This window comes from Kribbella sp. NPDC050820, assembly GCF_040653975.1.
Classification (GTDB): domain Bacteria; phylum Actinomycetota; class Actinomycetes; order Propionibacteriales; family Kribbellaceae; genus Kribbella.
This window is the reverse complement of sequence record NZ_JBFAHB010000007.1, coordinates 150924-174752: the sequence shown is the minus strand read 5'-3', so window position 1 is coordinate 174752 and position 23829 is coordinate 150924. Positions and strand designations below refer to the sequence as shown.

Annotated in this window: 30 protein-coding genes; 18 read left to right on the top strand and 12 right to left on the bottom strand. The window is 69.9% G+C overall.

Translation table 11 applies throughout. The annotated features are described in order from the left end of the window. The first annotated feature begins 80 nt into the window (after window positions 1-80). Window positions 81-1592: a potassium/proton antiporter gene (locus AB0H36_RS09580; RefSeq protein ID WP_360519326.1), complete on the top strand. Its 1512-nt coding sequence runs from the start codon at window positions 81-83 to the stop codon at window positions 1590-1592. Here AB0H36_RS09580 and AB0H36_RS09575 read toward each other — a convergent pair whose 3' ends face one another. Together AB0H36_RS09575 and AB0H36_RS09570 are read right to left on the bottom strand one after the other, a co-directional pair. Then, window positions 1593-2156: a LytR C-terminal domain-containing protein gene (locus AB0H36_RS09575; protein WP_360519323.1), complete on the bottom strand. Its 564-nt coding sequence runs from the start codon at window positions 2154-2156 to the stop codon at window positions 1593-1595. It abuts the gene before it with no gap. 29 nt (window positions 2157-2185) lie between these two features. Then, window positions 2186-2479 (bottom strand): type II toxin-antitoxin system VapB family antitoxin, encoded by a 294-nt coding sequence (locus AB0H36_RS09570; protein ID WP_132149481.1) that lies wholly within the window; start codon window positions 2477-2479, stop codon window positions 2186-2188. Window positions 2480-2638: 159 nt separating this feature from the next. Here AB0H36_RS09570 and AB0H36_RS09565 point away from each other — a divergent pair, with 159 nt between their 5' ends. The 6 genes from AB0H36_RS09565 to AB0H36_RS09540 all read left to right on the top strand — a co-directional run bounded on the left by AB0H36_RS09565 (window position 2639) and on the right by AB0H36_RS09540 (window position 9076). Then, a complete protein-coding gene (locus AB0H36_RS09565; protein WP_360519320.1) occupies window positions 2639-3343 on the top strand; it encodes a L,D-transpeptidase family protein in 705 nt (234 codons plus the stop codon). 175 nt (window positions 3344-3518) lie between these two features. After that, the gene (locus tag AB0H36_RS09560) at window positions 3519-5066 is read left to right on the top strand and encodes a helicase HerA-like domain-containing protein (RefSeq protein WP_360519317.1); all 1548 of its coding nucleotides are present in this window, start codon (window positions 3519-3521) and stop codon (window positions 5064-5066) included. Between the two features lie 164 nt (window positions 5067-5230). Beyond that, window positions 5231-6613, top strand: coding sequence for a GGDEF domain-containing protein (locus AB0H36_RS09555; protein ID WP_360519314.1), 1383 nt, complete (start codon window positions 5231-5233; stop codon window positions 6611-6613). 63 nt (window positions 6614-6676) lie between these two features. Continuing rightward, window positions 6677-7210 (top strand): SigE family RNA polymerase sigma factor, encoded by a 534-nt coding sequence (locus AB0H36_RS09550; protein WP_360519311.1) that lies wholly within the window; start codon window positions 6677-6679, stop codon window positions 7208-7210. Continuing rightward, the gene (locus AB0H36_RS09545; protein ID WP_360519308.1) at window positions 7207-8127 is read left to right on the top strand and encodes a hypothetical protein; all 921 of its coding nucleotides are present in this window, start codon (window positions 7207-7209) and stop codon (window positions 8125-8127) included. Before AB0H36_RS09550 ends, AB0H36_RS09545 begins: the two co-directional genes overlap by 4 nt. 61 nt (window positions 8128-8188) lie before the next feature. Continuing rightward, window positions 8189-9076 carry a hypothetical protein gene (locus AB0H36_RS09540; protein ID WP_360519305.1) on the top strand — a complete coding sequence of 296 codons (888 nt, stop codon included), beginning with the start codon at window positions 8189-8191 and terminating at the stop codon, window positions 9074-9076. A 94-nt stretch (window positions 9077-9170) separates the two neighbouring features. Here the strand turns inward: AB0H36_RS09540 and AB0H36_RS09535 are convergent, their stop codons facing one another. Further along, a complete protein-coding gene (locus AB0H36_RS09535; RefSeq protein WP_360519302.1) occupies window positions 9171-10370 on the bottom strand; it encodes a hypothetical protein in 1200 nt (399 codons plus the stop codon). A 176-nt stretch (window positions 10371-10546) separates the two neighbouring features. On the opposite strand from AB0H36_RS09535, the gene AB0H36_RS09530 reads away from it, so the two are divergent. Together AB0H36_RS09530 and AB0H36_RS09525 are read left to right on the top strand one after the other, a co-directional pair. Continuing rightward, complete coding sequence (locus tag AB0H36_RS09530) at window positions 10547-11062, top strand: SigE family RNA polymerase sigma factor (RefSeq protein WP_360519299.1); 516 nt, start codon at window positions 10547-10549, stop codon at window positions 11060-11062. Next, window positions 11062-12063 (top strand): hypothetical protein, encoded by a 1002-nt coding sequence (locus AB0H36_RS09525; RefSeq protein WP_360519296.1) that lies wholly within the window; start codon window positions 11062-11064, stop codon window positions 12061-12063. The genes AB0H36_RS09530 and AB0H36_RS09525 overlap by 1 nt, the downstream gene beginning before the upstream one ends. A 42-nt stretch (window positions 12064-12105) precedes the next feature. Here AB0H36_RS09525 and AB0H36_RS09520 read toward each other — a convergent pair whose 3' ends face one another. Both AB0H36_RS09520 and AB0H36_RS09515 read right to left on the bottom strand, forming a co-directional pair. After that, window positions 12106-12612 carry a DinB family protein gene (locus tag AB0H36_RS09520; protein ID WP_360519293.1) on the bottom strand — a complete coding sequence of 169 codons (507 nt, stop codon included), beginning with the start codon at window positions 12610-12612 and terminating at the stop codon, window positions 12106-12108. Beyond that, a complete protein-coding gene (locus tag AB0H36_RS09515; RefSeq protein WP_360519290.1) occupies window positions 12609-13403 on the bottom strand; it encodes a helix-turn-helix transcriptional regulator in 795 nt (264 codons plus the stop codon). Before AB0H36_RS09515 ends, AB0H36_RS09520 begins: the two co-directional genes overlap by 4 nt. A 117-nt stretch (window positions 13404-13520) precedes the next feature. On the opposite strand from AB0H36_RS09515, the gene AB0H36_RS09510 reads away from it, so the two are divergent. After that, window positions 13521-13877: a nuclear transport factor 2 family protein gene (locus AB0H36_RS09510; protein ID WP_360519287.1), complete on the top strand. Its 357-nt coding sequence runs from the start codon at window positions 13521-13523 to the stop codon at window positions 13875-13877. Window positions 13878-13879: 2 nt separating this feature from the next. On the opposite strand, the gene AB0H36_RS09505 is transcribed toward AB0H36_RS09510, so the two are convergent. Further along, window positions 13880-14728, bottom strand: a complete 849-nt coding sequence (locus AB0H36_RS09505) for an aminoglycoside phosphotransferase family protein (protein WP_360519284.1) — start codon at window positions 14726-14728, stop codon at window positions 13880-13882. A gap of 83 nt (window positions 14729-14811) precedes the next feature. Here AB0H36_RS09505 and AB0H36_RS09500 point away from each other — a divergent pair, with 83 nt between their 5' ends. The 3 genes from AB0H36_RS09500 (at window position 14812) to AB0H36_RS09490 (ending at window position 16791) form a co-directional block, all read left to right on the top strand. Continuing rightward, window positions 14812-15600 (top strand): methyltransferase domain-containing protein, encoded by a 789-nt coding sequence (locus AB0H36_RS09500; RefSeq protein WP_360519281.1) that lies wholly within the window; start codon window positions 14812-14814, stop codon window positions 15598-15600. A 320-nt stretch (window positions 15601-15920) separates the two neighbouring features. Next, window positions 15921-16046, top strand: coding sequence for a hypothetical protein (locus AB0H36_RS09495; RefSeq protein WP_360519278.1), 126 nt, complete (start codon window positions 15921-15923; stop codon window positions 16044-16046). Next, window positions 16039-16791, top strand: a complete 753-nt coding sequence (locus AB0H36_RS09490; protein ID WP_360519276.1) for a hypothetical protein — start codon at window positions 16039-16041, stop codon at window positions 16789-16791. Before AB0H36_RS09495 ends, AB0H36_RS09490 begins: the two co-directional genes overlap by 8 nt. Before the next feature lie 156 nt (window positions 16792-16947). Here the strand turns inward: AB0H36_RS09490 and AB0H36_RS09485 are convergent, their stop codons facing one another. The 3 genes from AB0H36_RS09485 to AB0H36_RS09475 form a co-directional block, all read right to left on the bottom strand. Next, window positions 16948-17262 carry a hypothetical protein gene (locus AB0H36_RS09485; RefSeq protein ID WP_360519273.1) on the bottom strand — a complete coding sequence of 105 codons (315 nt, stop codon included), beginning with the start codon at window positions 17260-17262 and terminating at the stop codon, window positions 16948-16950. Then, window positions 17259-17453, bottom strand: a complete 195-nt coding sequence (locus tag AB0H36_RS09480; RefSeq protein WP_360519270.1) for a hypothetical protein — start codon at window positions 17451-17453, stop codon at window positions 17259-17261. The genes AB0H36_RS09485 and AB0H36_RS09480 overlap by 4 nt, the downstream gene beginning before the upstream one ends. Before the next feature lie 280 nt (window positions 17454-17733). Continuing rightward, the gene (locus AB0H36_RS09475; protein ID WP_360519267.1) at window positions 17734-19110 is read right to left on the bottom strand and encodes an MFS transporter; all 1377 of its coding nucleotides are present in this window, start codon (window positions 19108-19110) and stop codon (window positions 17734-17736) included. Between the two features lie 67 nt (window positions 19111-19177). Between AB0H36_RS09475 and AB0H36_RS09470 the strand changes: the two genes are divergently transcribed. Continuing rightward, a complete protein-coding gene (locus tag AB0H36_RS09470) occupies window positions 19178-19594 on the top strand; it encodes a helix-turn-helix domain-containing protein (protein ID WP_360519264.1) in 417 nt (138 codons plus the stop codon). Here AB0H36_RS09470 and AB0H36_RS09465 read toward each other — a convergent pair. After that, a complete protein-coding gene (locus tag AB0H36_RS09465) occupies window positions 19563-20759 on the bottom strand; it encodes an MFS transporter (protein ID WP_360519261.1) in 1197 nt (398 codons plus the stop codon). The two genes, AB0H36_RS09470 and AB0H36_RS09465, sit on opposite strands and share 32 nt — an antisense overlap. Before the next feature lie 66 nt (window positions 20760-20825). Between AB0H36_RS09465 and AB0H36_RS09460 the strand changes: the two genes are divergently transcribed. Together AB0H36_RS09460 and AB0H36_RS09455 are read left to right on the top strand one after the other, a co-directional pair. Further along, on the top strand, window positions 20826-21245 hold the full coding sequence (locus tag AB0H36_RS09460) for a helix-turn-helix transcriptional regulator (protein WP_360519258.1): 420 nt from the start codon (window positions 20826-20828) through the stop codon (window positions 21243-21245). Window positions 21246-21286: 41 nt separating this feature from the next. Next, window positions 21287-22063 carry a GNAT family N-acetyltransferase gene (locus AB0H36_RS09455; RefSeq protein ID WP_360519255.1) on the top strand — a complete coding sequence of 259 codons (777 nt, stop codon included), beginning with the start codon at window positions 21287-21289 and terminating at the stop codon, window positions 22061-22063. Between the two features lie 13 nt (window positions 22064-22076). On the opposite strand, the gene AB0H36_RS09450 is transcribed toward AB0H36_RS09455, so the two are convergent. Next, the gene (locus AB0H36_RS09450) at window positions 22077-22652 is read right to left on the bottom strand and encodes a TetR/AcrR family transcriptional regulator (protein WP_360519252.1); all 576 of its coding nucleotides are present in this window, start codon (window positions 22650-22652) and stop codon (window positions 22077-22079) included. A gap of 37 nt (window positions 22653-22689) precedes the next feature. Between AB0H36_RS09450 and AB0H36_RS09445 the strand changes: the two genes are divergently transcribed. Both AB0H36_RS09445 and AB0H36_RS09440 read left to right on the top strand, forming a co-directional pair. After that, window positions 22690-23070: a nuclear transport factor 2 family protein gene (locus tag AB0H36_RS09445; RefSeq protein ID WP_360519249.1), complete on the top strand. Its 381-nt coding sequence runs from the start codon at window positions 22690-22692 to the stop codon at window positions 23068-23070. Then, complete coding sequence (locus tag AB0H36_RS09440; RefSeq protein WP_360519246.1) at window positions 23067-23276, top strand: heavy metal-associated domain-containing protein; 210 nt, start codon at window positions 23067-23069, stop codon at window positions 23274-23276. The genes AB0H36_RS09445 and AB0H36_RS09440 overlap by 4 nt, the downstream gene beginning before the upstream one ends. Here the strand turns inward: AB0H36_RS09440 and AB0H36_RS09435 are convergent. Further along, window positions 23255-23797 (bottom strand): dihydrofolate reductase family protein, encoded by a 543-nt coding sequence (locus AB0H36_RS09435; protein WP_360519243.1) that lies wholly within the window; start codon window positions 23795-23797, stop codon window positions 23255-23257. The genes AB0H36_RS09440 and AB0H36_RS09435 overlap by 22 nt on opposite strands. Window positions 23798-23829 lie beyond the last annotated feature (32 nt).

Below are 23829 nucleotides of genomic sequence, written 5' to 3'. Positions count from 1 at the left end.
GAGCACGACCGGAGACCCTGATGCTGTGTGATGCGTCAGGGTTTTCGTCTCTCGGGACCTGATGCGGGAGAGGGCCCCACGTGGACGTTGCGGAGCTGGACCGGATTCTGCTGGCCGGGGCGGCCGTGCTGCTGGTCGCGATCGTCGCGATCCGGCTGACCGGGCGGCTCGGGCTCCCGTCGCTGCTCATCTACCTGCTGATGGGCCTGCTGCTCGGCGAGGCCGGGCCAGGTGGGATCCAGTTCGAGAACGCCGAGCTCGCGCACGCCCTCGGGTTCGCCGCGCTGGTGGTGATCCTGACCGAGGGTGGCCTGACCACCCGGTGGAACGAAGTCCGGCCGGTCATGCCGCTGGGCGTCGTACTGGCCACGGTCGGGGTCGCGGTCAGCGTGGGGGTCGTCGCCTGCGTGGCGCACTACGTCCTCGGGCTGGACTGGCAGACCGCCGTACTGATCGGAGCGGTCACGTCACCGACCGACGCGGCGGCCGTGTTCTCGGTACTGCGGAGGGTGCCGATCAAACCGCGGTTGCGGGGGGCCCTGGAGGCCGAGTCCGGTCTGAACGACGCTCCGACCGTGCTCCTGGTCACCCTGGTCAGCACCGGCGAGGTCGGCGAGAAGGGCCTGCTGTACTTCTCCGGCCTGGTGATCTACGAGCTCGTGGTCGGCGCCCTGTTCGGGTTCCTGATCGGCTGGGTCAGCGTCGGCGTGATCCGTCGGGTCGCGCTCGGCTCGGCCGGCCTCTACCCGCTGGCCGTCCTGTCGGTGGCGATCATCTCGTACGCCGGTGGCGCCGTACTGCTGCACGTGTCGGGGTTCGCCGCCGTCTACGTGACCTCGCTGATCCTCGGGCGGGCCGAGTTGCCGCACCGGATGGCGACCCGGTCGTTCGTGGACGGGATCGCCTGGCTGGCCCAGATCGGGCTGTTCGTGATGCTCGGGCTGCTGGCCTCGCCGGACCGGATCGGGTGGGACGACGTCGGAGTCGCGCTGGTGATCGGGATCGCGGTGACGGTGGTCGGCCGGTTCGCCTCGGTGGCGGTGTCGGCGGCGCCGTTCCGGATGCCGTGGAACGACCAGGCGTTCATCTCCTGGGCGGGGCTGCGCGGGGCAGTCCCGATCGTCCTGGCGACGATTCCGCTGGCCGAGGGGGTTCCGAACTCGGACCGGGTGTTCGACGTGGTCTTCGTGCTGGTGCTGCTGTTCACGCTGCTCCAGGGCCCGTCGCTGCCGTGGGTGGCGAAGCGCCTCAGGGTCCTGGACGAGAACGCGGCGTACGAGGTGGACATCGACGTGGCGCCGCTGGAGTCGCTCGGTGCCGACATGCTCCAGGTGCACGTGCCCAGCGAGTCCCGCCTGGCCGGTGTCGAGATCGGCGAGTTGCGGCTGCCGGGCGGGGTCTCGGTCTCGCTGGTCATCCGCGGCGACCGCGCCTTCGTCCCCGACCTGCGGACGGTGCTCCGGGCCGGGGATTCACTCCTCGTGGTCGCACCCAGCCCGCTCCGGGACCAGGCCGTACGGCGGCTCCGCGCCGTCTCCCGGGCCGGCCGCCTGGCCGGCTGGTTCGGGGAACGCGGCCGGGAACCCCGCTGATCAGTTCGGGTTCTGGCCCGAGGGGATCGGCTGCGGGGTGTGGATCACCGGGAGGCAGACGGTGGAGTCCGGCGGGACGGTGACCGAGGCCGGCCCCTTCGGCTTGAGGGAGGTGTAGCCGCCGCCGACGACCAGGTCGACGGTGTGGTCGGTACGGCCGTCGCCGATGATCAGGGCCGTCTGCCGGAGCTGGCCGGCCAACAGCAGCAGCTCGGGGGAGTTGTCGGCCGAGCCGCGGATCGCGACGACGTCGATCTTGTCGCCCTTCGGCTCGTTGGCGATCTTCGCGACGTGGAATCCGCGCTTCCTCAGCACCTCGGCGACCGCGGCCGCCGTCCCCGCCTTGGCGCCGCCGTTGTAGACGTTCACCACGACCTGCTTGGGCACCAGCCGGTTGTTCGGCAGCTTCTGCTCGACGCAGGTCGGTTCGGCGCTGCTGTTGATCAGCGAGTTCCAGCCCCACCAGGCGCCGCCGACCAGCATCCCGAGCAGGATCACCATCGTGATCGGCGTCCGCCAGCGGATACGTGAGTGCGGCCGCGGTTGCGGATGGATCGCGGTCATCGGCTCAACCCCCCGTGAGCAGCCATGTTTCAGTCCACGACCAGGACCCTGGCGTGTAGTACCGAACGCTGCTGCAGCGCGGCCCGGAGGGCCCGGTGCAGCCCGTCCTCGAGGAACATCTCACCCTTCCACTCCACGACGTGCGCGAACAGGTCGCCGTAGAAGGTGGAGTCCTCGTCGAGCAGCGCGTTCAGGTCAAGGGTGCCCTTGGTCGTGACGAGCTCGTCCAGCCGCACCTGCCGTGGCGGCAGCGACGACCAGTCCTTCGGCTTGAGCCCGTGGTCCGGGTACGGCCGTTCCTCCCCGACGCGCTTGAAGATCACCCCTCGAAGTCTAGCGGGGGAACAGGTCGTGCGAGAGGTCGTGAATGTCACCGGAACAGACCGGAGTGGCGGCACAACCTTTTGGGCACGATCAGCGTCACTAGGGGCAGGGAGAGGTGGGGCGTCTCCGCGCGGCCCACGGATTGGGGGGTAAACCGCATGCGAATTCTTTCCAAACTCGGCGTCGCCGCCGCCACCGTCACGCTGGTCGCGGCCGGTACGGCGCTGCCGGCCGACGCGATCACCGTGACCCAGGCCAAGGCCGCCCAGACCCGGCTGAACAAGCTCGGCTGCGCCGCCGGCCCGGTGGACGGCCGGATCGGCTCGATGACCAAGGCCGCCACGGTCCGGTTCCAGTCCGCCAACCGGCTCAGCCAGAACGGTTCGCCGACCGGGACGACGTACACCCGTTTGATGGCGAGTACGGCGAAGCGCTGTGACGTCCGCCCGGTCCCGGCCCGGTCCGGCAGCGGCCGCCGGATCGTCATCAGCCAGTCGCAGAACTGGGTCTGGCTGATCGATGCCCGCGGCAAGGTCGTCCGGCAGGGCGGGATCATCGACAACCCGCGGTACCTGCGGGCCGGGACGTACACCAGCGGCTCGAAGTGCGGCCGGGCGGCCCGGATCCGGAGGAACACCGACGGCGGATCGCTGTACCTGAACAACTTCGTCCGATTCGCCCCGTGCGGGATCGGTTTCCACCAGATCCCGACCTACAAGTCGAACGGCCGGCAGATCCACGCCGACTGGCTGCTCGGGACGAACTACAAGGCCTCGCACGGCTGCATCCGGGTGTCGGCCTCGATGTCGGCGACGATCTGGTCGTTCACGGCCAAGTCGGTCCGCGTCGTCGTGATGCGCTGATCGGGGTGCAGGCCGACAGGACGTGTACGTCCATGGCCGGCCACTGCCGGTCTGAGCCGAGCGGGGAACCGCGCGTGACCGGCGGACACCTCCTGTCGAGCCGCACCAACGGCCCTCGAAGAAGCACTAGCATGCGCAGCGGGTAGTTCCGTCAATCGGGGAAAGGCACGCTGACATGGCCGAGAATGCCGACGTCGTGGAGACCGTCAAGCAGGGGTACGCGTTCGAGGGGGCCGCGATCGAGCTCGGCGCGCTGCTGGCCGGAGACGAGCCCAAACCCGAGGCGGCGGTCCGGATCCCGCTGGCGATGGTGAACCGGCACGGCCTGGTCGCAGGCGCTACCGGCACCGGCAAGACCAAGACGCTGCAGCTGATGGCCGAGCAGTTGTCCGCCGCCGGGGTCTCGGTGTTCGCCGCCGACATCAAGGGTGACCTGTCCGGCATCTCGCAGCCGGGGCAGGAGAGCGAGAAGCTGCTGGCCCGGACCAAGACGATCGGCCAGGAGTGGACCGCGACCGGGTTCCCGACCGAGTTCTACGCGCTCGGCGGCCAGGGCACCGGTGTCCCGATCCGGGCCACCATCACGTCGTTCGGGCCGGTGCTGCTGTCCAAGGTGCTCGGGCTCAACGACGTCCAGGAGTCCTCGCTCGGCCTGATCTTCCACTACGCCGACAAGCAGGGCCTGACGCTGCTCGACCTGAAGGACCTGCGCTCGGTCATCACGCACCTGACCAGCGACGAGGGCAAGGCGGACCTGAAGGAGCTCGGCGGGCTGTCCGCCGCGACGGCCGGCGTGATCCTGCGGGCGCTGATCGGGTTCGCCGACCAGGGTGCCGAGGCGTTCTTCGGCGAGCCCGAGTTCGACACCGCGGACCTGATGCAGGAGCGCGACGGCAAGGGCGTCATCTCGCTGCTCGAGCTGCCGAACCTGCAGGACCGGCCGGCGCTGTTCTCCACCTTCCTGATGTGGCTGCTGGCCGACCTGTTCGACGACCTGCCCGAGGTCGGCGACGTGGACAAGCCGAAGCTGGTGTTCTTCTTCGACGAGGCGCACCTGCTGTTCAACGACGCGTCGAAGGCGTTCCTGGAGTCGATCGCGCAGACCGTCCGGCTGATCCGGTCGAAGGGGGTCGGCGTCTTCTTCGTCACCCAGACGCCGAAGGACGTGCCGGACGAGGTGCTCGCGCAGCTCGGCTCCCGGGTGCAGCACCAGCTCCGGGCGCACACGCCGAACGACGCCAAGGCGCTGAAGGCGACGGTGTCGACGTTCCCGAGCTCGTCGTACGACCTGGAGGAGGTGCTCACCCAGCTCGGCATCGGCGAGGCGGTCGTCACGGTGATGAACGAGAAGGGCGCGCCGACGCCGGTCGCCTGGACCCGGTTGCGGGCACCGCTGTCGCTGATGGCGCCGGCCACCGCCGAGCAGCTGACCGCCGCGGTGCAGGCGTCGCCGAACAACGCCAAGTACACCGAGGTGATCGACCGGGAGTCGGCGTACGAGAAGCTCGCCGCCAAGGTGCAGGCCGGGGCGGAGGCGGCCGAGGCCGAGAAGCGGGCGCAGGAGCAGGCGAAGCCGGCGCCGGAGCCTCGGCAGCGGGCGCAGAAGCAGGAGAAGTCGATGGTCGAGCAGGTGATCGGCTCGTCCGCCTTCAAGCAGTTCGCGCGCTCGGCCGGGCGGGAGATCGTCCGCGGCCTGTTCGGGGCGGCGCGGCGGCGGCGCTAGGGATTCAGTGCTCGGGATTTACCTGTCCTGCAAGGGATTCCGACGTTTGATCCTTGATCCAAACGACTGAATCATCAACCAGTGTCCATCGTTTCCACATCGTCATCCACAGCGCGCCGCCGCCGATTGGGACGAGACGCCGACTCGTCGTACGGTGTTACGCGATGGTTGCGCAGAGTAGGCGAGCGATGCGGCAATGGGCGCTGTGGACCCTGACGGTCCCGGCGTTCGCTGTTGTCGTGCTCGTCGACCTCGCCGCCGTCGGGTACGCGGTGCAGGCCTTCACCGGCCTGCCGAGCTGGGACGGCCTCGACGTGGTCTTCGCGCTGATCGCCTCGGCGCTGATCGCGGTCGAGGGCGCGCGCCGGGTGGAGAACCGGCGCCGGCGCGGTGGTGCGCTGCACAAGGACCTCGCCCCGGCCTGGATGATCGCGGCCGCCATCGTGCTTCACCCCGCGCTGGCGATCCTGGTCGCCGTACTGCTCCGGATCTGGTGGCGGATCCGGGCCGGCAAGTGCATTCCGTACCGCTGGGCCTTCTCCACTGCGGTGCACGTGCTCGCGGTCGGCTCCGCGCACGCCGCCTGCACCGCGGTGGGCGGCCTGACCGGAGGAGGCGGGCTGGGCCTGGTCGTGTCGATGGTCGCGGCCGGGATGGCGTACGTCGTCACCGACACCGTGCTCTGTGGTCTGGCGATCTCGCTGATCCTCCCGGGCAGCAGTTGGCGGGAGGCGTTCGGCGGCATGGACGACCTGTGCACCGACGCGACGGCCGCGACGCTCGGCTGCCTGCTTGCGGCGTCCTGCCTGGTCAGCCCCTGGTTCGCGTTCGTGGCGATCCCGATCACGCTGACCGCGCAGCGGGCGCTGCTGCTCACGCAGCTCGAGTCCGAGGTGCAGACCGACCCGAAGACGAGCCTGACCCGGGTCGACTGGTGGCGCCGGCGGACCGAGGAGATGCTGCGCGCCGCGCGGAACCAGAACGAGCCGATGGCAGTCCTGCTGATCGACATCGACCACTTCAAGCAGGTCAACGACCGGCACGGGCACCTGGTCGGCGACGAGGCGCTGCGCGCGGTCGCGACCATCCTGCGCAGCGCGATCCGGGCCAAGGACGTGATCGGCCGGTTCGGTGGCGAGGAGTTCGTGATCGCGCTGCCGGAGACCGGCCTCGACGACGCGACCGTGACCGCGGACCGGCTCCGCAACGCGGTCGCCGCGAGCCCGCTGGCCGCGATGTGCGCGGGCGTCCTGGACGACCCGGAGCTCGACCCGGACACCTTCCAGCTCACCGTCTCGATCGGCGTCGCCGTCTACCCCGCCGACGGCATCACCGTCGACGACCTGCTGCTGCGGGCCGACCGCGCGATGTACGCCGCCAAGGCCGCCGGTCGCAACCGCGTCCGCCTGGCCGCGGACGTCGTACCTCCGCCGCGTCCCTTGCCGACGCCGGTGCCCGCTCCCATTGACCGCCCGGCGGACCGCGATGCCGCCCCGGCCGACCACGCGGTGGCCACCGGGGCCGCGGCTCCCACCGATCGCAGCTGATCCGGCAGAACCTTTCGGCCGGGTACGGCGTCCTGTGTGTGAGGGCTGCAGGACGGAGAGGGCATGGCGAGTCCGGGGAGTCGTGACGACGACTTCACCGCCTTTGTGCTGGCCAGGTCCGCGCGGTTGGTGCACTTCGCGCGGATGCTCTGCGGCGACGCCGAACTCGCGGAGGATCTGGTCCAGACGGCGCTGGAGAAGGCCTACCTGCGCTGGGAGCGGATCGAGATGGCCGACCCGTTCGGCTACGTCCGGCAGGCCGTCGTTAACCAGCACCTGTCCTGGGTACGGCGTCGTCCCTGGCGCGAGCGGCCGAGTGGCGACGCGGTGGAGCTCGACCAGTACCTCGATGCGTCGGTGGCCGACCCGGCCGGCGCGGTGGCCCGCCGGGTGGCGATCGGCGCCGCGCTGGCGACCCTGACCCGGCGCGAGCGGACGGTCGTCGTACTGCGGTACGTCGAGGATCTGACGGAGAAGGAGACCGCCGCCGTCCTCGGGGTCGCGGTCGGCACGGTGAAGAGTGCGAACGCCCGCGCGCTGGAGAAGTTGCGCACGGCTCCGGAGTTGAGCGGCCGGTACGTAGGAGAACGAGCATGAACGACGAGCGGAGAGTCACCCCCGAGGACGACCTGCGGGCCGCCCTCGCGCCGGACGACACGATCACGCCGCTCGACCCGGCCCGGGTGATCGCGGGCGCACGCCGCCGCCGGAAGGTCCGCGGCCTCGCCACCGCGGGAGTCGCGTCGGCCGCGGTGCTCGCGATTGCGGCCGGCGGACTCCTGGCCAGCGACTGGACCCTCGGCACCTCGCCCGAGCCCGCGGACCCACCCCTGGTCGTGTCGACCGAGCCGACGCCGACGCCGACTGTGCGGCCGACACCGCTTCCGACACCTTTGGTGCCGACGCCGTCGAGTCTGACGCCCGGGTCGACCATCACGTCCGGATCAAGCGTGACCACACCCGGGCCCACCGCGTCCGACCCGCCGACCCAGGGAAGCGCCAGTACGCCGACGGTGACGAGTTGCCTGCTGGCCTCGGCCGGCGAGCCTGCCCCCGGGCCGGCCGCCAAGCAGCGCGGCATCCTGGACGGCAGCCTCATCGTCGTTGCTGACAGCAACTACTGGATGGCCTGCGACACCACCTTCCGGACGACGCCGTCGGCGCGACGGCCGGCCGAGCTGCAACGGCTGGCCGTGCAGGACAACGACGCTTTCGCGGTCGCGAACAACGTCATCGAGACCGCAGCCGGTCACCGGGACTACTTCTGGGCAGCAGGGATGCTGCCCGCCGGGGTCGCGACCGTGCGGTACAGCTTCGTCGACGGCGCGGTCGTGGATGCCAAGGTCAGCAACGGTTTCTGGATGATGCGGCACGTCTCCAGCCGGCCGCCCGGCGCCCACGACCTGGGCGATCGCGTCCGAGTGCAGTTGCTCTCGCCGACCGGCGCCGTACTGAACGACGTCCGGTTGAACTGGGGGACGCAGACCTGCGCCCAGATCACGCACGGCTGCTGAGACAGAACCTTTCCGGCCGTCGCGGGCGTCCTTCAGCCCGAACCGACCGGACGAAAGGGCAATGATGATCGAACAGGACCGGAAGCGGCGGATGGTCAGAGTGCTGGTGAGCGGACTCGCCGTCGCCGCGGTGGCCGGTGTCGCAATCGCCGGTACGGCGGTGGCTCGCAACCGGGACTCGTCAGCCGACACCGCGGCCGCGGGCGGGTCGGACACTCCGGCCGTCGCCACGCCGAGCCCGGCCGGACTGGAGACTCCGGCCCCGACCCCGAGCAGCCTCGCAACCCCGGTGCCGAGGCCGACACCGACTCGTGCTGCGCCGACGCCGAGCCAGATCCCGAGCTCCGTCGGGGTGCACAAGCCGATGCCGACAAAACAGGCCGAGCAAGCGCCGCCGGCCGACCCGGTCGCCGCCTGCAAGAGCTGGCTGAAGCAGGTCGCCGCGGAACGAGGCGAACCCGTGCCTGGCTCCAACGCCAAGGTCGTCGCCCAGCTCAACGGCGCTCCCGGCACCGTGCTGATCCTTGCCGACAGCAAGTACTGGGCCGGCTGCGACACCGCCTTCGCCCGCAACGGCGGCGGCGAAGGCTCGATCCGGCAGCCCGCAAAGATCGCCAAGCCCGCGCCCGGTGACGCCGAGGCATTCGCGGTCGCGAACAACCTGATCTCGATCAAGGGCAAGCAGTACGAGTACTACTGGGCCGCCGGCCAGCTGCCGTCGAACGTCGCGAAGATCTCCTACACCTTCCCCGACGGCAAGACCACCCAGGCCGTCGTCAAAGGCAACTACTGGGTGATGCAGCACCAGACCGCGACGCCCTGGAAGGAAGGGTCCGCCGAAGGACCGCAGATCCAGGTCATTCTGTGGGCGCCGAACGGCCAGCCGCTGCGGAACTTCATCCTCACCTGGGGCGAGGACACCTGCGCCCAGATCAGCCACGGCTGCTGAGAGTTGCGAACCGCCAGGCCATCACAATCGCCGCCTCGGGCGATCCGCACGCGGCGGACGAGGCCGGGAGGCGCGATTGTGATGGCCTGGGCGTTCAGCAGGCGCCGAAGGTCCCGGCCGAGACCCACGCCTTCGCGACGTACATCCCAGGGTGCACGCGGAGCCAGATGTTGCTGGTGCCCTGCGAGCCGGTGACGCTCTGACCGGTCGTCTGGCACTCGACGGTCACCTGCGCGGACTTGCCCGCCATCCCGACGATCGCGCCGGAGGAGCTGGCCGCGTTCCGCACGTTGAGGTAGCCGGACGAGATCGACACCGTGCCGCGGCCGCCGTCTCCGGTCCACAGGTAGGTCACGTCGACCCAGGCGTTGTTCGTCAGCGCGAGCCCGTCCCAGAACGTCCCGTCCGCGAGGTCGATACCGGCCGGGTTCGCGACGGTCCGGCCGAACTGGTCCTTACCGCCGTTGTACCCGTCCTGGTACGCCGCCTGCGCTTCGGGCTTGCCCTGCGGCAGGTCCTTCCACATCTCCCGGGTGGCGCTCGGGTTCCAGTAGTCGTCCTTGGTGTTCCACGGGCCGACGTCCCACACCGGCTCGAAGGCACACCGCGACGCCGTGCAGACCTTGACCGAGTAGGTGCCGGAGCCGTTCGCGGACAGTCCGCGGCGGGACGGCAGTGCGACGAAGTGGTCGCGGTTCACGATCACGTGGCCGTTGGCCGTCGTACCTCCGACCAGGCCTTCGCGGGTGGCGAAGACGCGGGACTTCAGCGGCGCGGCCTGGATGCTCATCCGGCTCGGGTCGACCTTGTCGGTCGGCTGAACCGTCACGTCGCCGACCCACGGGCTGCCGCCGGCCGGTGGGGCGCTGACGACGATCCGCAGTTGGACCTGGTCACTGGCACCGGGCAGTGCGGTCGGCGTACCGGACTTTGCCGGGGTCCACTCGGTCCACTTGTCCTTGACCCAGGCCCGTACGTCGACCTCCGCCGACGAACCGTCCGGCGTACCGGACGTGTAGCCGACGACGACGGCCGAGGTGGCGGCGTCGAAGCGGACCGGCGTGAGCTCGGCGAGACCCGAGCGTTGCTTGATCTCGCTGGAGCCGATGGCGGCCGGGGCGTCGCCGAGGATGATCCGGCTGCCTTCGACCTTCACGTTGCTGGATCCGGCCACGGGCTGGGCCGTGACGGCGACCGGATCGGTCGGGGCAGCGGTGCTTTGCAAGGTGGCGGTGAAGATCGCGAGCGTCGCGGCCAGACCGGCCGTGAGCTGCGCACATCGGGTGATACGCATGGGCGGTTACCTCCGGGGCGGTGAAGGTGTGCTGCGCTTCTCGACCCAATGTGACAAATCAACCTGGCTTCTGCACAGCCCGTCAATAAATTTCTTCGTAGGAGTTGGTGTACGGACAGAACCTGATCGATCACCCAGCGGGTTTGGACCGGTGTGACAAAGGCAGAGGAGATTCGATGACCCGGACCGCGGACGCCGACTTCGAGCGCTTCGTGTTGGCGCAGTCGACCCCCTTGCTCCGCTTCGCGGAGATGCTGTGCGGCGATCGGCACACCGCCGAGGACCTGGTGCAGCAGGCGTTGATGCGGTCCTATCCGAAATGGCACCGGCTGGACGGTGACCCGTTGCGCTACGTACGCCGGGTCCTGGTCAACCGGTTCCTCTCCCAGTCCCGCCGGCGCTGGAACAACGAGGTTCCCAGCGACCCGGTGGTCAACGACTGGGACCGGCGAGCGGTGGCGGACTTCGCCGGCGAGGTCCAGACCAGGGAGGCCGTGCTCTCGGCGCTCGCCGGTCTGACCGTGCGGGAGAGAGCCGTGGTCGCGCTGCGCTACTCGCAGGATCTCTCCGAGGCCGAGACTGCCGAGCTGCTGGGCCTGGCGACCGGGACCGTGAAGAGCACGGCGTCCCGCGCCCTGGCCAAGTTGCGGCTGGCACCCGACCTGATCGAAACAGGAGTTGGAGGACACTGATGAGTGACGAGCAGCGGGTACGCAGCGCTCTCGAGTACGACCTGGAGCCCTGGCAGCCGAACGCGTCCGAGCTGATGCGGCGCGGCAAGCGGCTGGCCTGGCTCCGCCGTGGATTGGCCGCGGCGGGCGTCACCGCCCTGGCCGGAACCGTTGCGACGGTGTCCGCCGCGGTCGGCGGGCCCACCGCCGCCAAGAACCTGCTGGCCGGCGACGGCAAGCCGTCGGTGCCGGCCGTCGTTCCGGCCGAGACCCCGACGCCGTCGGTCGACCCGACCTGCCTGCCGGGCAAGCCGGCGTTGCCGAAGGCCACCATCTCGGTGCACAAGACGATCGACCCGAACCAGCAGCCCTCGGTCCCGGCCAAGCCGACCGTGCCGTCGGTGAAGCCTTCGCTGCCGGGGACGAAGCCTTCGCTGCCCGGGACGCCGAGCATCCCGACCAAGATGCCGACGCTGCCGCAAGGTACGCCGTCCGTGCCGCCGAAGCCGAGCCTCCCGACGGGCAAGCCGTCGATCCCGTCCGGTCAGCCGAGCATCCCTGCCAAGACGCCGACACTGCCGGGCACGCCGTCGGTCCCGACCGGGAAGCCGAGCCTGCCGGCCAAGCCGACGCTTCCGTCCGTGCCGACGGCCAAGCCGTCGCTGCCGTCGGTGGCGGTCCCGAGTGAGCTTCCGTCGGCCAAGCCCGCGGTTCCGGGCGAGCCGGTGGCGACGCCGACCGTGCCGGACTGCGTGCACGGCGTGCCGTCCGACAAGCCGTCCGCGCCGGCGCCGAAGCCGACCCTGCCGGGCAAGCCGTCGCTGCCGACGCCGAGCGCCAAGCCGTCCGCGCCGAAGCCGGCCGTGCCGACCGTCACGGTCTCCGGCGGTGTGAAGATCACCGTCGACCCGGGCAAGCAGCCGTCGTACCCGACGACCAAGCCGTCGTTCCCCACCACGAAGCCCAGCATCCCCACGGAAACCCCGAGCTTCCCCACCGGTCTCCCCTCCTCAAACCGGTAGGGCACCCCGGGTGGTCACCGGCGGGTAGGCGAATGCGAGTCCCTACTCGCCGGTGACCCCATCCGCGAGCTCGCGGACCACGTCGAGGTGGCCGGCGTGCCGCGCGTACTCCTGGAGCACGTGGAAGAGGATCCAGTTCACCGTCGGCCGTTCCTCGCCGAATCGGCCGCCGGTAGCAGCACGGGTGGCGGGATCCGCCCCGGTCACCAGGCGCCTGGTGGTCTCGCCACCCTCGTGCAGCCGGGCGATCAGCCCGGCGAAGGTCTCGTCGGGACCGACCGACCAACGGCCGTCCGGATCGCCGCCGGAGTCACCCCACGGCTCGTCGACCTGCTCGGCGTCGAATCCCCAGCGCAGCCAGCGCCGTTCCATGAACACCAGATGTTTCAGCATCTCCAGTGGCGACCAGCCCGACGGCAGCCGGCTGGACGTCAGCTCGGCGTCGCTCATCCCGGTCAGCTTGGCCTCGATCACCCCGCGGTAGAAGTCCAGGAACCCGAGGTGCAGCTCGATCGTGTCGCCGACGTCCTGCGGCGGTGGCTGCGTCACGAGAGCCCTCGCAGGAACTCCGCGGTCGGCTCGTCGGCCGGATAGAACGACTCGATCATCAACTCCGACACGGTGACGTCGAGCGGCGTGCCGAAGGTCGCGATCGTCGTGAGCAGCGACAACTCGTGTCCCTCGTGCCGGACATTCATCGGTACGACGACCTCGGCCGGCCCGGGCTGCACCGGCTTGTCAGCGGCGGCGTACCCGCGCAACTCGTCGTACAGGTCCTGGAGCTCGGGATCCGCCGTACTGGAGACCTGGCGTTGCAGGCTGGCGAGAGCCGCGGCGCGGACCTCGGCCAGGTTGGTGAGCCGGCGTGCCAGGCCGTCCGGGTGCAGGGTGAGCCGGAGTGCGTTGATCGGGGCCCTGAGCAACTGTTCGTCGACGTCGGCCGTGAAGATCCGGATGCCGGCGTTGTGCTCGACGATGTTCCACCAGCGGTCGACCACGAGCGCCGGGTACGGCTCGTGTGCCTTCAGCAGGCGGCGAAGCGCCGTACGGATCGCCAGCATCGACGGCGAGTGCAGGGACGCCTCGCTGTAGATCGGCGCGAAGCCACCGGCGAGCAGCAACTGGTTGCGGTCCCGCAGCGGTACGTCGAGGTGCTCGGCCAGCCGGAGCACCATCTCGCGGCTCGGCTTCGACCGCCCGGTCTCGACGAAACTCACGTGCCGGGTGGACACCTCGACCCGGTTCGCGAGCTCGAGCTGGCTCAGCCGGCGGCGCTCCCGCCAGCCGCGCAGCAGCTCACCCACCGGGCGCTGGAACGTCTCCTCGATCGTCACTGCCATGCTCCGACCGTAGCCGGTGGGGTGGTCGCCGCCATTACCCCCGGCGTCATCGACCGGGTACGACGTCCGGCGGCAGGGTTCTGGTCATCAGGAGATTCCGACTCAGGAGGACACACCATGAGCACCCTTGCCGACCAGTACTTCGCGATGTGGAACGAGGCCGACGCCGACCGCCGGGCCGCGCTGATCGAGGCGAACTGGGCCACCGACGGGACGTTCGTCGACCCGAGCTTCGAGGCCACCGGCCACGACGAGCTGAACAAGCTGGTCGGCGGCGCCCAGCAGATGTTCCCCGGCCTGGCCTTCGTCCGCATCGGCGAGATCGACGAGCACCACAGCTACCTGCGCTGGACCTGGCACCTGAAGGCCGAAGGCCAGGAGCCGGTCGCCGGCGGGACCGACATCGTGCTGCTGACCGCCGACGGCCGTATCCAGCAGGTCATCGGGTTCCACGACTTCGCCCCGGCGCACTGACGTCAGAACGCCGAGATCAGGCGTGCGCAGCGGACGGGGTCCTCGGTGAGGCCGTTCGAGAGGCCCCAGAGCCAGTAGTCGACGGCGCGGAAGACGACCCAGTTGCGAGCGCGGTCCCGGTCCAGGGCGGCCTCGCGTACGGCGATGTCGAAGTGCGCGACGATGTCGGTCATCTCGTCGAGGCGGGTCCACAGCACCCGCGCGAGGTCGTACGCGAGGTCGCCGCGCATCAGCACCGGGTCGACCGTCAGCCAGTCCTCGCGCGTCCCGGCGAGCACCTGGTCGGAGTGCAGGTCGCCGTTGACCGCGAGGTCCGATGCGGTCTCGGCGAGCTGCGGCGCAACGGCGAGCGCCTCGCGCAGGATGCCGGCGTCGAACGGCCGGTCGTGCCGTTCCCACTCGGCCTCCAACTCCGCCGCCCGCCTGGTCACCACGTCGGTGGTGTGAAGCGCGTGCTCGGGCGCCGGCACCGCCAGCCGTCGCATCAGTTGCCCGAGTACGGCGACCGCCTCGTCCACCGGCCTCGTCGCCAACGGCGTCGACAACCGCTCCAGCAGCATCGCGCCGGCCTCGACGTCGACGTCGTACAGCAGGACCATGCCCCGCCCGTCCCACCAGGCCAGCGCCTGCGCCAGCTCCTCGACCTCACGCCCCGGCGGCGACATCCGCAGTACCCGATCCACCCCGACCGGCACCACGATCGCGTTGGACCCGTACGCAACCTCCCCACTCACCGCCACCCCCCAAGCCGCACACTGCCGCTCCACCGCCCCCGGCAACCCACCCAGCCACTCCGCCCCCTCCCGCCACCACCGCGGCATCCCCAAGAAACCCTCAGGCAGCTCGATCATCTGCCCCAAGCTAGCCCGGGCAGATCGGTCTGCCCCTCAATCAGCCCTGTCCGCCCGACGGTCGGCGCACGATGATGTGGGGCATGGGCGGAGATGGGTTGCAGTTCGACACGGGGATTTCGCGGCAGATGGAGGTGGTGTACACCGCGCCGGACGTGGTGGAGCAGCGGCGGGTGGTGCGGGCGGCGTTGGCGTTGCGGCCGGGGGATCGGGTGCTGGACGTGGGGGTCGGGCCGGGGTTGCTCGCGGCCGAGATGGCGCCGGAGGTCGGGCCGGAAGGGCGGATCTGCGGGATCGATATCAGCGACAGCATGCTGGCGATCGCGCAGACGCGCGCCGACGTGCCGGGTGGGCCGCGGATCGAGCTCGAACCGGGGTCGGCGACGAGCATCCCGCACCCGGCGGAGAGCTTCGACGTGGTCGTCTCCACCCAGGTCTTCGAGTACGTCGACGACGTCGCCGGCGCGCTGGAAGAGGTGCGACGGGTGCTCCGGCCGGCCGGTCGCGTCGTACTGCTGGACACCGACTGGGACTCGGTGGTGTGGCGGTCGAGTGACGACGCCCGGATGCAGCGCGTGCTGACCGCGTTCGAGGAGCACCTGGTCGATCCACATCTGCCCCGCACGCTGGGCGACGTACTCGAGAAGAGCGGTTTCACGCTCACCCACCTGCAGGTGGTGCCGATGCTGAACGTCGGGTACGACGCGCACTCGCTGAGCGCGGGCCTGATCGACATCATCGCCGAGTTCGTGTCCGGACGGGCCGGGGTCGGCGCGGACGAGGCACGCGCGTGGGCCGATGACCTCCGGACGCTCGGCCCCGGCTACTTCTTCAGCCTGAACCGCTACCTGTTCGTCGCGTCCGCACTCTGAAAGAGGTCCGAACTCGGCGGGCGCACCCTGGGGATACGCCCGCCGGGGCCGGTCGTTCTCCCGCCCCTCAGAGGGAGAACTCGCGGCTCGGTGAACACCACCCATGCCCGAATGGCACTGACCGAACCGCGGGACCACCTACAGGTACCCCAATGGGGGCGAATCATACATACCGGCGCGCAGATCCGCCCGAGATCTTCACATTCATCGAACCTTCGCTGCCCGGCAGAACGTTTCCCCCGACCCCGTGCCGCCCTACGCTGTACGGCGATTCCGTGACCGGGGGAGGCCACGGGACGTGACCGGGGGAAGGATGAGGCATGTCGAACCTGTTCGACGACGAGTTGACCGACGACGACCTGGACGAGCTGGAGGCGCTCGGCGCCGCGGAGGACGCGGAGCTGATTCTCGCAGCGTTCCCGGCCGAGGAGTCGGCGGATGCCTGAAGCAAGGATCGTCTGGCGTGGCAAGCAGCTGAACAAGCGGACCGCGGCGATGGTCGAGGCCGCGGAGAAGCTGTACAGGTCGAAGTTCGCGATCCTGCAGGGGTCGTACAACGCCGGCGGCGTGACCGCGTCGGCCGGCACCCATGACGGCGGCGGCGCGGTCGACATCGACGTCGCCTCGAAGAGCACGGCGCAGCGGCAGGCGGTCGTGAAGGCGCTGCGGCAGGTCGGGTTCGCGGCCTGGCTGCGGACGCCGGCGCAGGGCAACTGGCCGTACCACGTGCACGCGATCGCGGTCGGCGACAAGGACCTGTCCCGGGGCGCGGCGCACCAGGTCGCGGAGTACCGGCGCAAGCGCAACGGGCTGGCCGACCGGGGCAAGGACGACGGCCCGGCCGGGTACTACGGGATGACCTGGGAGCTGTACCTGAAGGCGCACCCGCCGGCCCAGCCGATGCCCGACTCGACCATCTCGCTCGGCGCGATGGCGCATGCGCGGACCCACGACGTGATGACCGGCGAGTGGGGCGCGGACCGGGCCCGGGTGATCGCCTGGGCCGCGCACCCGAAGGTGGGCGCGATCACGAAGGCGGAGACGGTGCCGCCGAAGGGCGTGCCGTGGCACCTGCACTTCCAGCGGGTGATCCGCAAGGTGCAGCTGCACTTCGAGCTCGAGGTCACCGGGGTCTTCAACTCCGCCGTCGCCGCGGTGATGACGCGCTACGGCTACAAGATCGTCGCCTGACCTCCGCACCCAACGGCAAGGCCCCACCGGTAGCAGCCGGTGGGGCCTTGTTTGGTCCACTACCGCCCGGGCATCCCCGGTGCAGCTGTGGAGGTGGAGAGCGGAACCGACGCCGATGCAGGGGTCAAGACGTCAGCTCCGCTTGCCTGTGTGGAGTTATCTCGTGTCGACCGCCCAGACATGTGCCTGGTGGAACTCGAGGTGCTGCCGCATCGCCGCCGGGGTGCCGACCGAGCCGAGGTGGTTCATCGTCGGTACGACGACGGCGCGGACCTCGGTCCGCTTCACCTCCTCGAGCAGTGCGTGGAAGGCTGCGGACTCGGCCGCGTCGCGCTCGGTGTACACGGTGCCGAGGGTGAAGCCCTCGGCGCTGGCGAAGGCGGCGAGTGAGTCCGTCGCCGCGGCCAGCTCCTCCGCGCAACTGAGCGCATCGGCCCTGACGTACCCGAGCACCGTCGGCCGGGTGGTCATCGTCCCGGCTCCGCGGTGCTGTCCACCAGCACGGGCTCGCTCGTCACCCGGAGGGAGGCGAACCGCCGCCGCATGGCTTCCTCGTACTGCGCTGCCTGGTCCGCTGTGGCGGTGTGGTCCGCGATCGGGTGAGCGCCGAACCAGACCCGCACGCGGCGGTGCGAGGCGGGGGTCTCGAGCGTCTCGGTCATCAGCGGTCCCTTTGGCAGTCTCGGTCGGCGCCCCGGACGGCTTTGTCCGGCGCTGAGAAAAGAACACAACACCCGCAGGTCCCTCCGGAACAGTTCCGAAGGGACCTTTACAGACACCTAACGCAGAGTAGGGAAACCCTACGAACCTGCTGGTCAGAGCGGGTGCAGCGGACTGGACTGGACCACTGAAAATGTCCTGTCAAGAATGTTTGCAGGAATTTGCCAATAACGATTCGGCAGCGCTGCTTTTTCGACCGGGACCGAAGTATATGACGTCCTGCTAACTGTTTGCGCTCACCTGCTTACGCGCCGGTATCGAAATCGCGATTCCGAGCACGGCGGCCGCCAGTGGAACGATCAGCCCGTTGCGGAAGCCGTCGACCGTGAGCTCGTCCGCAGCGGTCAGTACGGCGGCCACGACGGCCAGCCCGAGCGCCGACCCGAACTGGAACGACGTCGTCAGCACGCCGCTCGCCAGCCCCTGCTCGTCCTCCGACACCCGCTCGGTCGCCGCGATCGTCAACGGGCCATAGGCGAGCGCGAACGCGAGCCCGAGCAGCAGGAACGCCGGCAGCATGGCCGCAAAGCTCGACCCCATGGGCAGGAACGCCGTGTAGGCGATCGCGGCGAGGATGAACCCGCCGAACACCACCCGCCCGTTGCCGAAGCGATTCACCAGCCAGGGCGTCAGCGTCGGCGCGAGCACCGAGTCGATGCCGATCACCATCATCGCCAGCCCGGTCTCCAGCTCGGACCAGTGCAGCAGCTCCTGCAGGTACAACACAGCCACGAACTGGAACCCGACGAACGATCCGACCAGCATGATCGCGCCGAGGTTGGCCCGGATCAGCGACGTGTTCCGCAGCAGCCCGAGCCGGATCAGCGGTGAGGCGCACCGCTTCTCGATCGCCACGAAGGCGGCCAGCACGGCCACGCCGCTGATGCCGGTCGCCAGGGTCTGCGCCGACGACACGTCCGGCGCCCGTACGACGGTCGCCACCACCAGCAGCATGGCGCCGGTCAGCGTGAGGGCCCCCGGGATGTCGAAGCTCTGGCGGGGCTGGGTGTTCGGGGCGTCCCGCGGGAGCAGCGCGATCGCGCCGGCCAGGATCGCCGCCGAGACGATCACCGGCGCGAAGAACACCCAGCGCCAGTCGATCGCGGTGAGCAGTCCGCCGGTGACCATGCCCAACGAGAATCCGCCGGCAGCGGTACCGGCGTACACGAGCAGGGCCTTGGTGCGCTGCGGTCCCTCGGGGTAGGTCGTGGTGATGATGGACAGGCCGGCCGGGGTCATGAAGGCGGCGGCGACGCCGGTGGCGAAGCGGGCCAGGATCAGCACCCAGCCCTCGGTGGCGAACCCGCCGAGGCCGCTGAACAGCAGGAACACGACCAGCCAGCCGACGAACATCCGGCGCCGGCCGAGCAGGTCCGCGGCCCGGCCGCCGAGCAGCACGAAGCCGCCGTAGCTGAGCGCGTAGGCGCTGACGATCCACTGCAGCTCACCGGTGGCCAGGCCGAGCTCGGCCCGGATGGACGGCAGTGCGACGCCCATCATCGAGACGTCGATGCCTTCCAGGAAGATCGCGCCGCAGAGCACGAAGAGAACGGCCCAGGCGCGGCCGGTGAGCCGCTCCTGGGTGACGGTTGACGACACGAAAGACTCCTTCGAGATGACGGTTACCTCTTGTAACTGACCCCATCATCAGGAACCATCTGGAGTTGTGGAAGAAGGCACTTCAAAGGAACCGAGTTACTCCTGCTGCAACGAAGAGGCGTTCCAGTGGGACACCCGGGAGGACTGCGACGTCCGGCAGATCCTGGACCGGATCGGCGACAAGTGGTCCCTGCTGGTGATCGCGCTGCTGGACAACGAGTCGATGCGGTTCACCGAGCTGAAGAAGACGATCGACGGGATCAGCCAGCGGATGCTCACGGTGACGCTTCGCCAACTCGAGCGCGACGGACTGGTCAGCCGGACCGTGCACCCGGTCGTGCCGCCGCGGGTCGACTACGAGCTCACCCCGCTCGGCGTCACCCTGCACGCCACCATCCAGTCCCTGGTCACCTGGACCGAGACGCACCAGTCCGAGATCGCCGCCGCCCGGGCTAGGTACGACGCGGCAGCGGCGTCCGTGTGAAGTTCGCCGGATGACCAGGTACGGCGACCAACGTCAGAGCCCCCGCGAGGACGGCGAACCCAGCGAGCACGTTGAGCGTCAGGGGTAGCCCGAGGGCCAACGTCAACGCGGGGGCGGCGAGCGCGCCGACGAGGAGGGCGAGGGAGTCGGCGGCGAAGAAGAGCGCTCCGACGCGGCCCAACATGCCGGCCGGCGCGGTGCGCTGGATGGCGGTCTCGGCCGTGATCAGCAAGATGCTGCCGGGGAGTCCGATGAGGGCCGCGGCTGCGATCGCCCACGGGACGCTGGGCGAGTTGAAGAGGGCGAAGTAGCCGACTGCGTTGGCGAGCTGGGTGACGACGAGCAGGTCGCGAATCTTCAACCAGGTAGGGGCTTTCGTGCTGAGTGCGGCGCCGATCAGGTAACCCGCGCCGAGGCCGGAGATCAGGTAGCCGAGCACGTAGCCGGGGGCGTGCAGGCGGTCGACGGTGAAGGGAACGAGCAGGGCGGTCAGGCCGGCGTTCGCGGTCAGGAAGACCGTTTGGCCGAGTAGGACCCCACGCAGTGCGCGGTGTCCGGCGACATACCGGAAGCCGGCGAGCGGGCTGTCGAAACGCTCGGTGGTCGCGTGCCGGCGGGTGCGGACGGTCGCGATGATTGCCGCGGACAACAAGTAGCTGACGATGTCGACGGCGAGGACGAACTCGATCCCCGGACCGGCGAGCAGGAGGGCGCCGAGCGGTGGTGCGGCGAGCCGGATCGCGCTGCCGGTGAAGGCGTTCAGGGAGTTCGCCGCCGCCAGTTCGTTGCCGGTGCCAACGACTGCGGGGAGCAGGGCCCGGGAGGCCGGCCGGAAGACGGTGGTCGCCGTACTCTCGATCAGGATGGCGAGGTAGATCGGCCAGATCCGGTCGGTGTCGGCGAGCAGGATCAGCCCGACGGCGGCCGCGCTGACCAGGTCGGCGATCCACATCGCCCGGACCAGGTCGCACCGGTCGAGCAGGACGCCGGCCCACGGCCCGATGAGCAGGGCCGGGAGCGCCTCCAAGCCGAGCGCCAGCCCGGTCGCCACCGGCGATCCGGTCAGGTCGTAGACGTGGAACGGGATCGCGACGATCAGCAGCCAGGAGCCGATCCCGGAGATGCCGTTGCCGATCCACAGCCGGCGGAAGTCGCGGTTCCTCACGATTCGGGAAGCTATCCTGACGAGATAGATCTTGGCAAGAGTGTTCTGTGGAAATAGAGTGTCGGCGTGGAACTGGGTGAAGTACTGCGTGAGCGCCGCAAGGCCGCCGGCCGCACGATCGCGTCGGTCGCCGTCGACGCCGGTCTGTCCGTGCCCTACATCGCCAACCTCGAGAACGGGCGCGGCAACCCGACCGTCTCTGCTCTCGACCGGCTCGCCACTGCCCTCGGCGCCCACCTGGAGGTGCGCATCGGTCCTGACGAACCGGCGCCGCCGTCCTCGATCGGCCTGGACCTCGTGGGCGCGTCCCCCCGAGCTGCTCGGGTGATCGCCGCCGTCGCGGCAGCTCAGTCCCGCCCGCGTGCCGCGGTCCGGGCCGGTCTGATCGGGACGCTCGACTCGCTGGCCGTCGTACTCGGTCGCTCGCCCTCAGGCGCCGATCTCGACCGTCTGCTGGACCTGCTGCTGCTCGCCGATCGGGGATAACCAGTCGAGTCGTGCGGTGCGCGCACCGTATGGTCCGGAGTATGGAGATCGGTGCGCGGATCGCCGCGGCTCAGCTGGCCGGATTGTCGAGGTCGAAGCGTCAGGTGGTGGCCGGGCCTTTGGTGGGGCTGTTGCACGAGAGTGACGCCTGGTACCTGTCCTCGATGCTCGCGGCCGAACCCGGCAAACCGTTCGACCCGGACGAGGTTCCGTGGGCGATTGCGACCGTCCGCCAGGCGTTCGCGGCCGAAGGGCGCTGGCTCAGCGCCGAGCTCGTCGACGAGGCCAATCCGGGCCTGGCCGAGGCCCTCGAGGCGCAGGGGATGACAGTCGTCTCCCGTCCGCCGCTGCTCGTGGTCGAGCCGGCCGACCTGCAGCTTCCGGAGCTCGCGGACGGCGTCACCGTCGAGGTGACCACGACCGACGAGGCTCATGCCGAGGCGAACACGGTGTCCGCCGACGCGTACGACATGCCCGGCGCCGAGTTCGGTCGGCATGGCGATCCGGCCGACGGCGGTACCGTTCTCGTCCGCGTCGACGGCGTGGCCGCCGCGAGCGCCTCGTGGACCGCAGTCGCGGACGCCGTCACCGAGGTCGCCGGCGTCGGCACCATCCACACCCACCGCCGCCGCGGTCTCGGCGCAATCGCCACGGCCTACGCCACCCACCACGCCTTCACCCTCGCCGGCGCCACCCTCGCCTGGCTGACCCCCGGCGACGACGGCGCCGACCGCATCTACCGCCGCCTCGGCTACGCCCCCAAGGCCACCGCCGTCCACCTAGGCGACCCCGGAGGCCACCTCACCGACCTCCGCTGATCGCCGCGCGGTCTTACGGAGCCAGCAAGCGGGTGACGCTGGTGCGGAGGGCCGCTGCGGCCTTCCTCGGCGGCAGGCGGTTGGCGCCTGCTGCATCGCCTGCTGTGTGGCCGAGGGCGATTAGGGCTGGGATCAGCCAGGTGACCGGGAGGTCGCGGGTGATTTCGTTGGTGCGTTGACCGCGGCGGATCAGTTGTTCGAGTCGGTCGGACACTGGTTCGTGGCGTTCGTCCTGTTCCAGCGACAGCGGTAGGTGCAGGAGCAGCGGGTGCTGCTCGAATCCACGCCAGCCCACGTCGAGCAACGCCAGCACTCCGTCCAACGCCGGTCCGTGGTCGAGGTCGAGCGCGTCGATCGCCGCCATGGTCTCGCGGGTGAGCTCGTCGACGACTGCGTTCAGAAGTACGTCGCGAGACGGGAAGTGCGCGTACACCGTCTGGCGCGTGACCCCTGCTGTCGCTGCGACGCTCTCCATGCTGGCGTCGATCCGCTCGTCCAGCAGCGTGATCGCGGCGGCCAGCACTGCGCCCCGGCTCCGGTCCGCGTCCGCTCTGCGCCGTCGTCGCCGTACCGGCTCTTCCTTTGACACCTTGTCAAGGTTAGCGGACGGGGTTAGCTTTGACAGCATGTCAGACTTAAGTGCGCGGGAGTACGTCGCCGACTTCTTCGACTCGTTCACCCGGGAGATCGTCGCGGGCGGCGACGCCGGGGCGATCGTGGATCGGTACTACACGCCGGAGGTCGAGCAGGTCGCCGACGGCGTGACGTTGGATCGGCAGCGGCTGATCGATCACCTGCGACCGGTGCAGAAGAACCTCGTGGCCTGGAAGTACGACGTGCATGAGGCGCTGCGATCGGATGACCAGTTGGCCGCGCGTTTCACGGTGCACGCGGAGCTGCGGCGGGGACGGACGATCTCTACCGAGGTGTATCTCTTCGGCGAGGTGGCGCCGGACGGGCGGATCCGCCGTACGACGCAGGCGACGCGGGACGTGAGCGAGCGATGAGCACCCAGGAGTTCCGTGTGCTCGGGATGAGTTGCGGGCACTGCGTTCGCTTCGTGACCGAGGAGCTCGAGGCGCTGCCCGGGGTCGAGTCGGTGAGCGTCGACCTGCCCACCGAACTGGTCACAGTGGTGAGCGAACGCGAGCTGGAGCCGGCTGCCGTCCGGGCGGCGGTCGAGGCGGCCGGCTACGAGCTGGCGGGCCGGTAGATCAGCAGGACGATGCCCGAGTCGAAGGACTGCATGTCAGTCAGCTGTAGGGACTGTGGCGTCCCGTCGGGGAAGAGGCGCCGGCCGGTGGCGAGCACGGTCGGGTAGACGAACAGTCGGTACTCGTCGACGAGGTCGGCGGCGATGAGTGCGTGCGCGAGGCTGATGCTGCCGGTGCAGACGATGTCCCGGCCCGACTCGGTCTTGATCCGCCGTACGTCGTCCAGGTCGCGCAGGATCGTGGTCGGCTCCCAGCCGGGATCCTGCAGCGTGGTCGAGACGACGTACTTGTGCGCCTGGTTCAGGTACGCCGTGACCCCGGTCGTGTCGTCGGTCTGCTGCGGCCAGAACTCGCGCATCGACTCGAACGTCAGCCGCCCGGTCAGGAACCCGTCCGCCCGCGCCGCCTGCTCGTTCAGCACGTCGAGCAGGTCCTGCCCGCCGCCGCCCGGGTCGAACCAGTCACCCGCCTCGACGCAACCGTCCACGGTGATGTTCTGGGTGACGACCAGATCCCGCATCAGCACTCCTCCTTGACAGCGAGTTTCAGCTG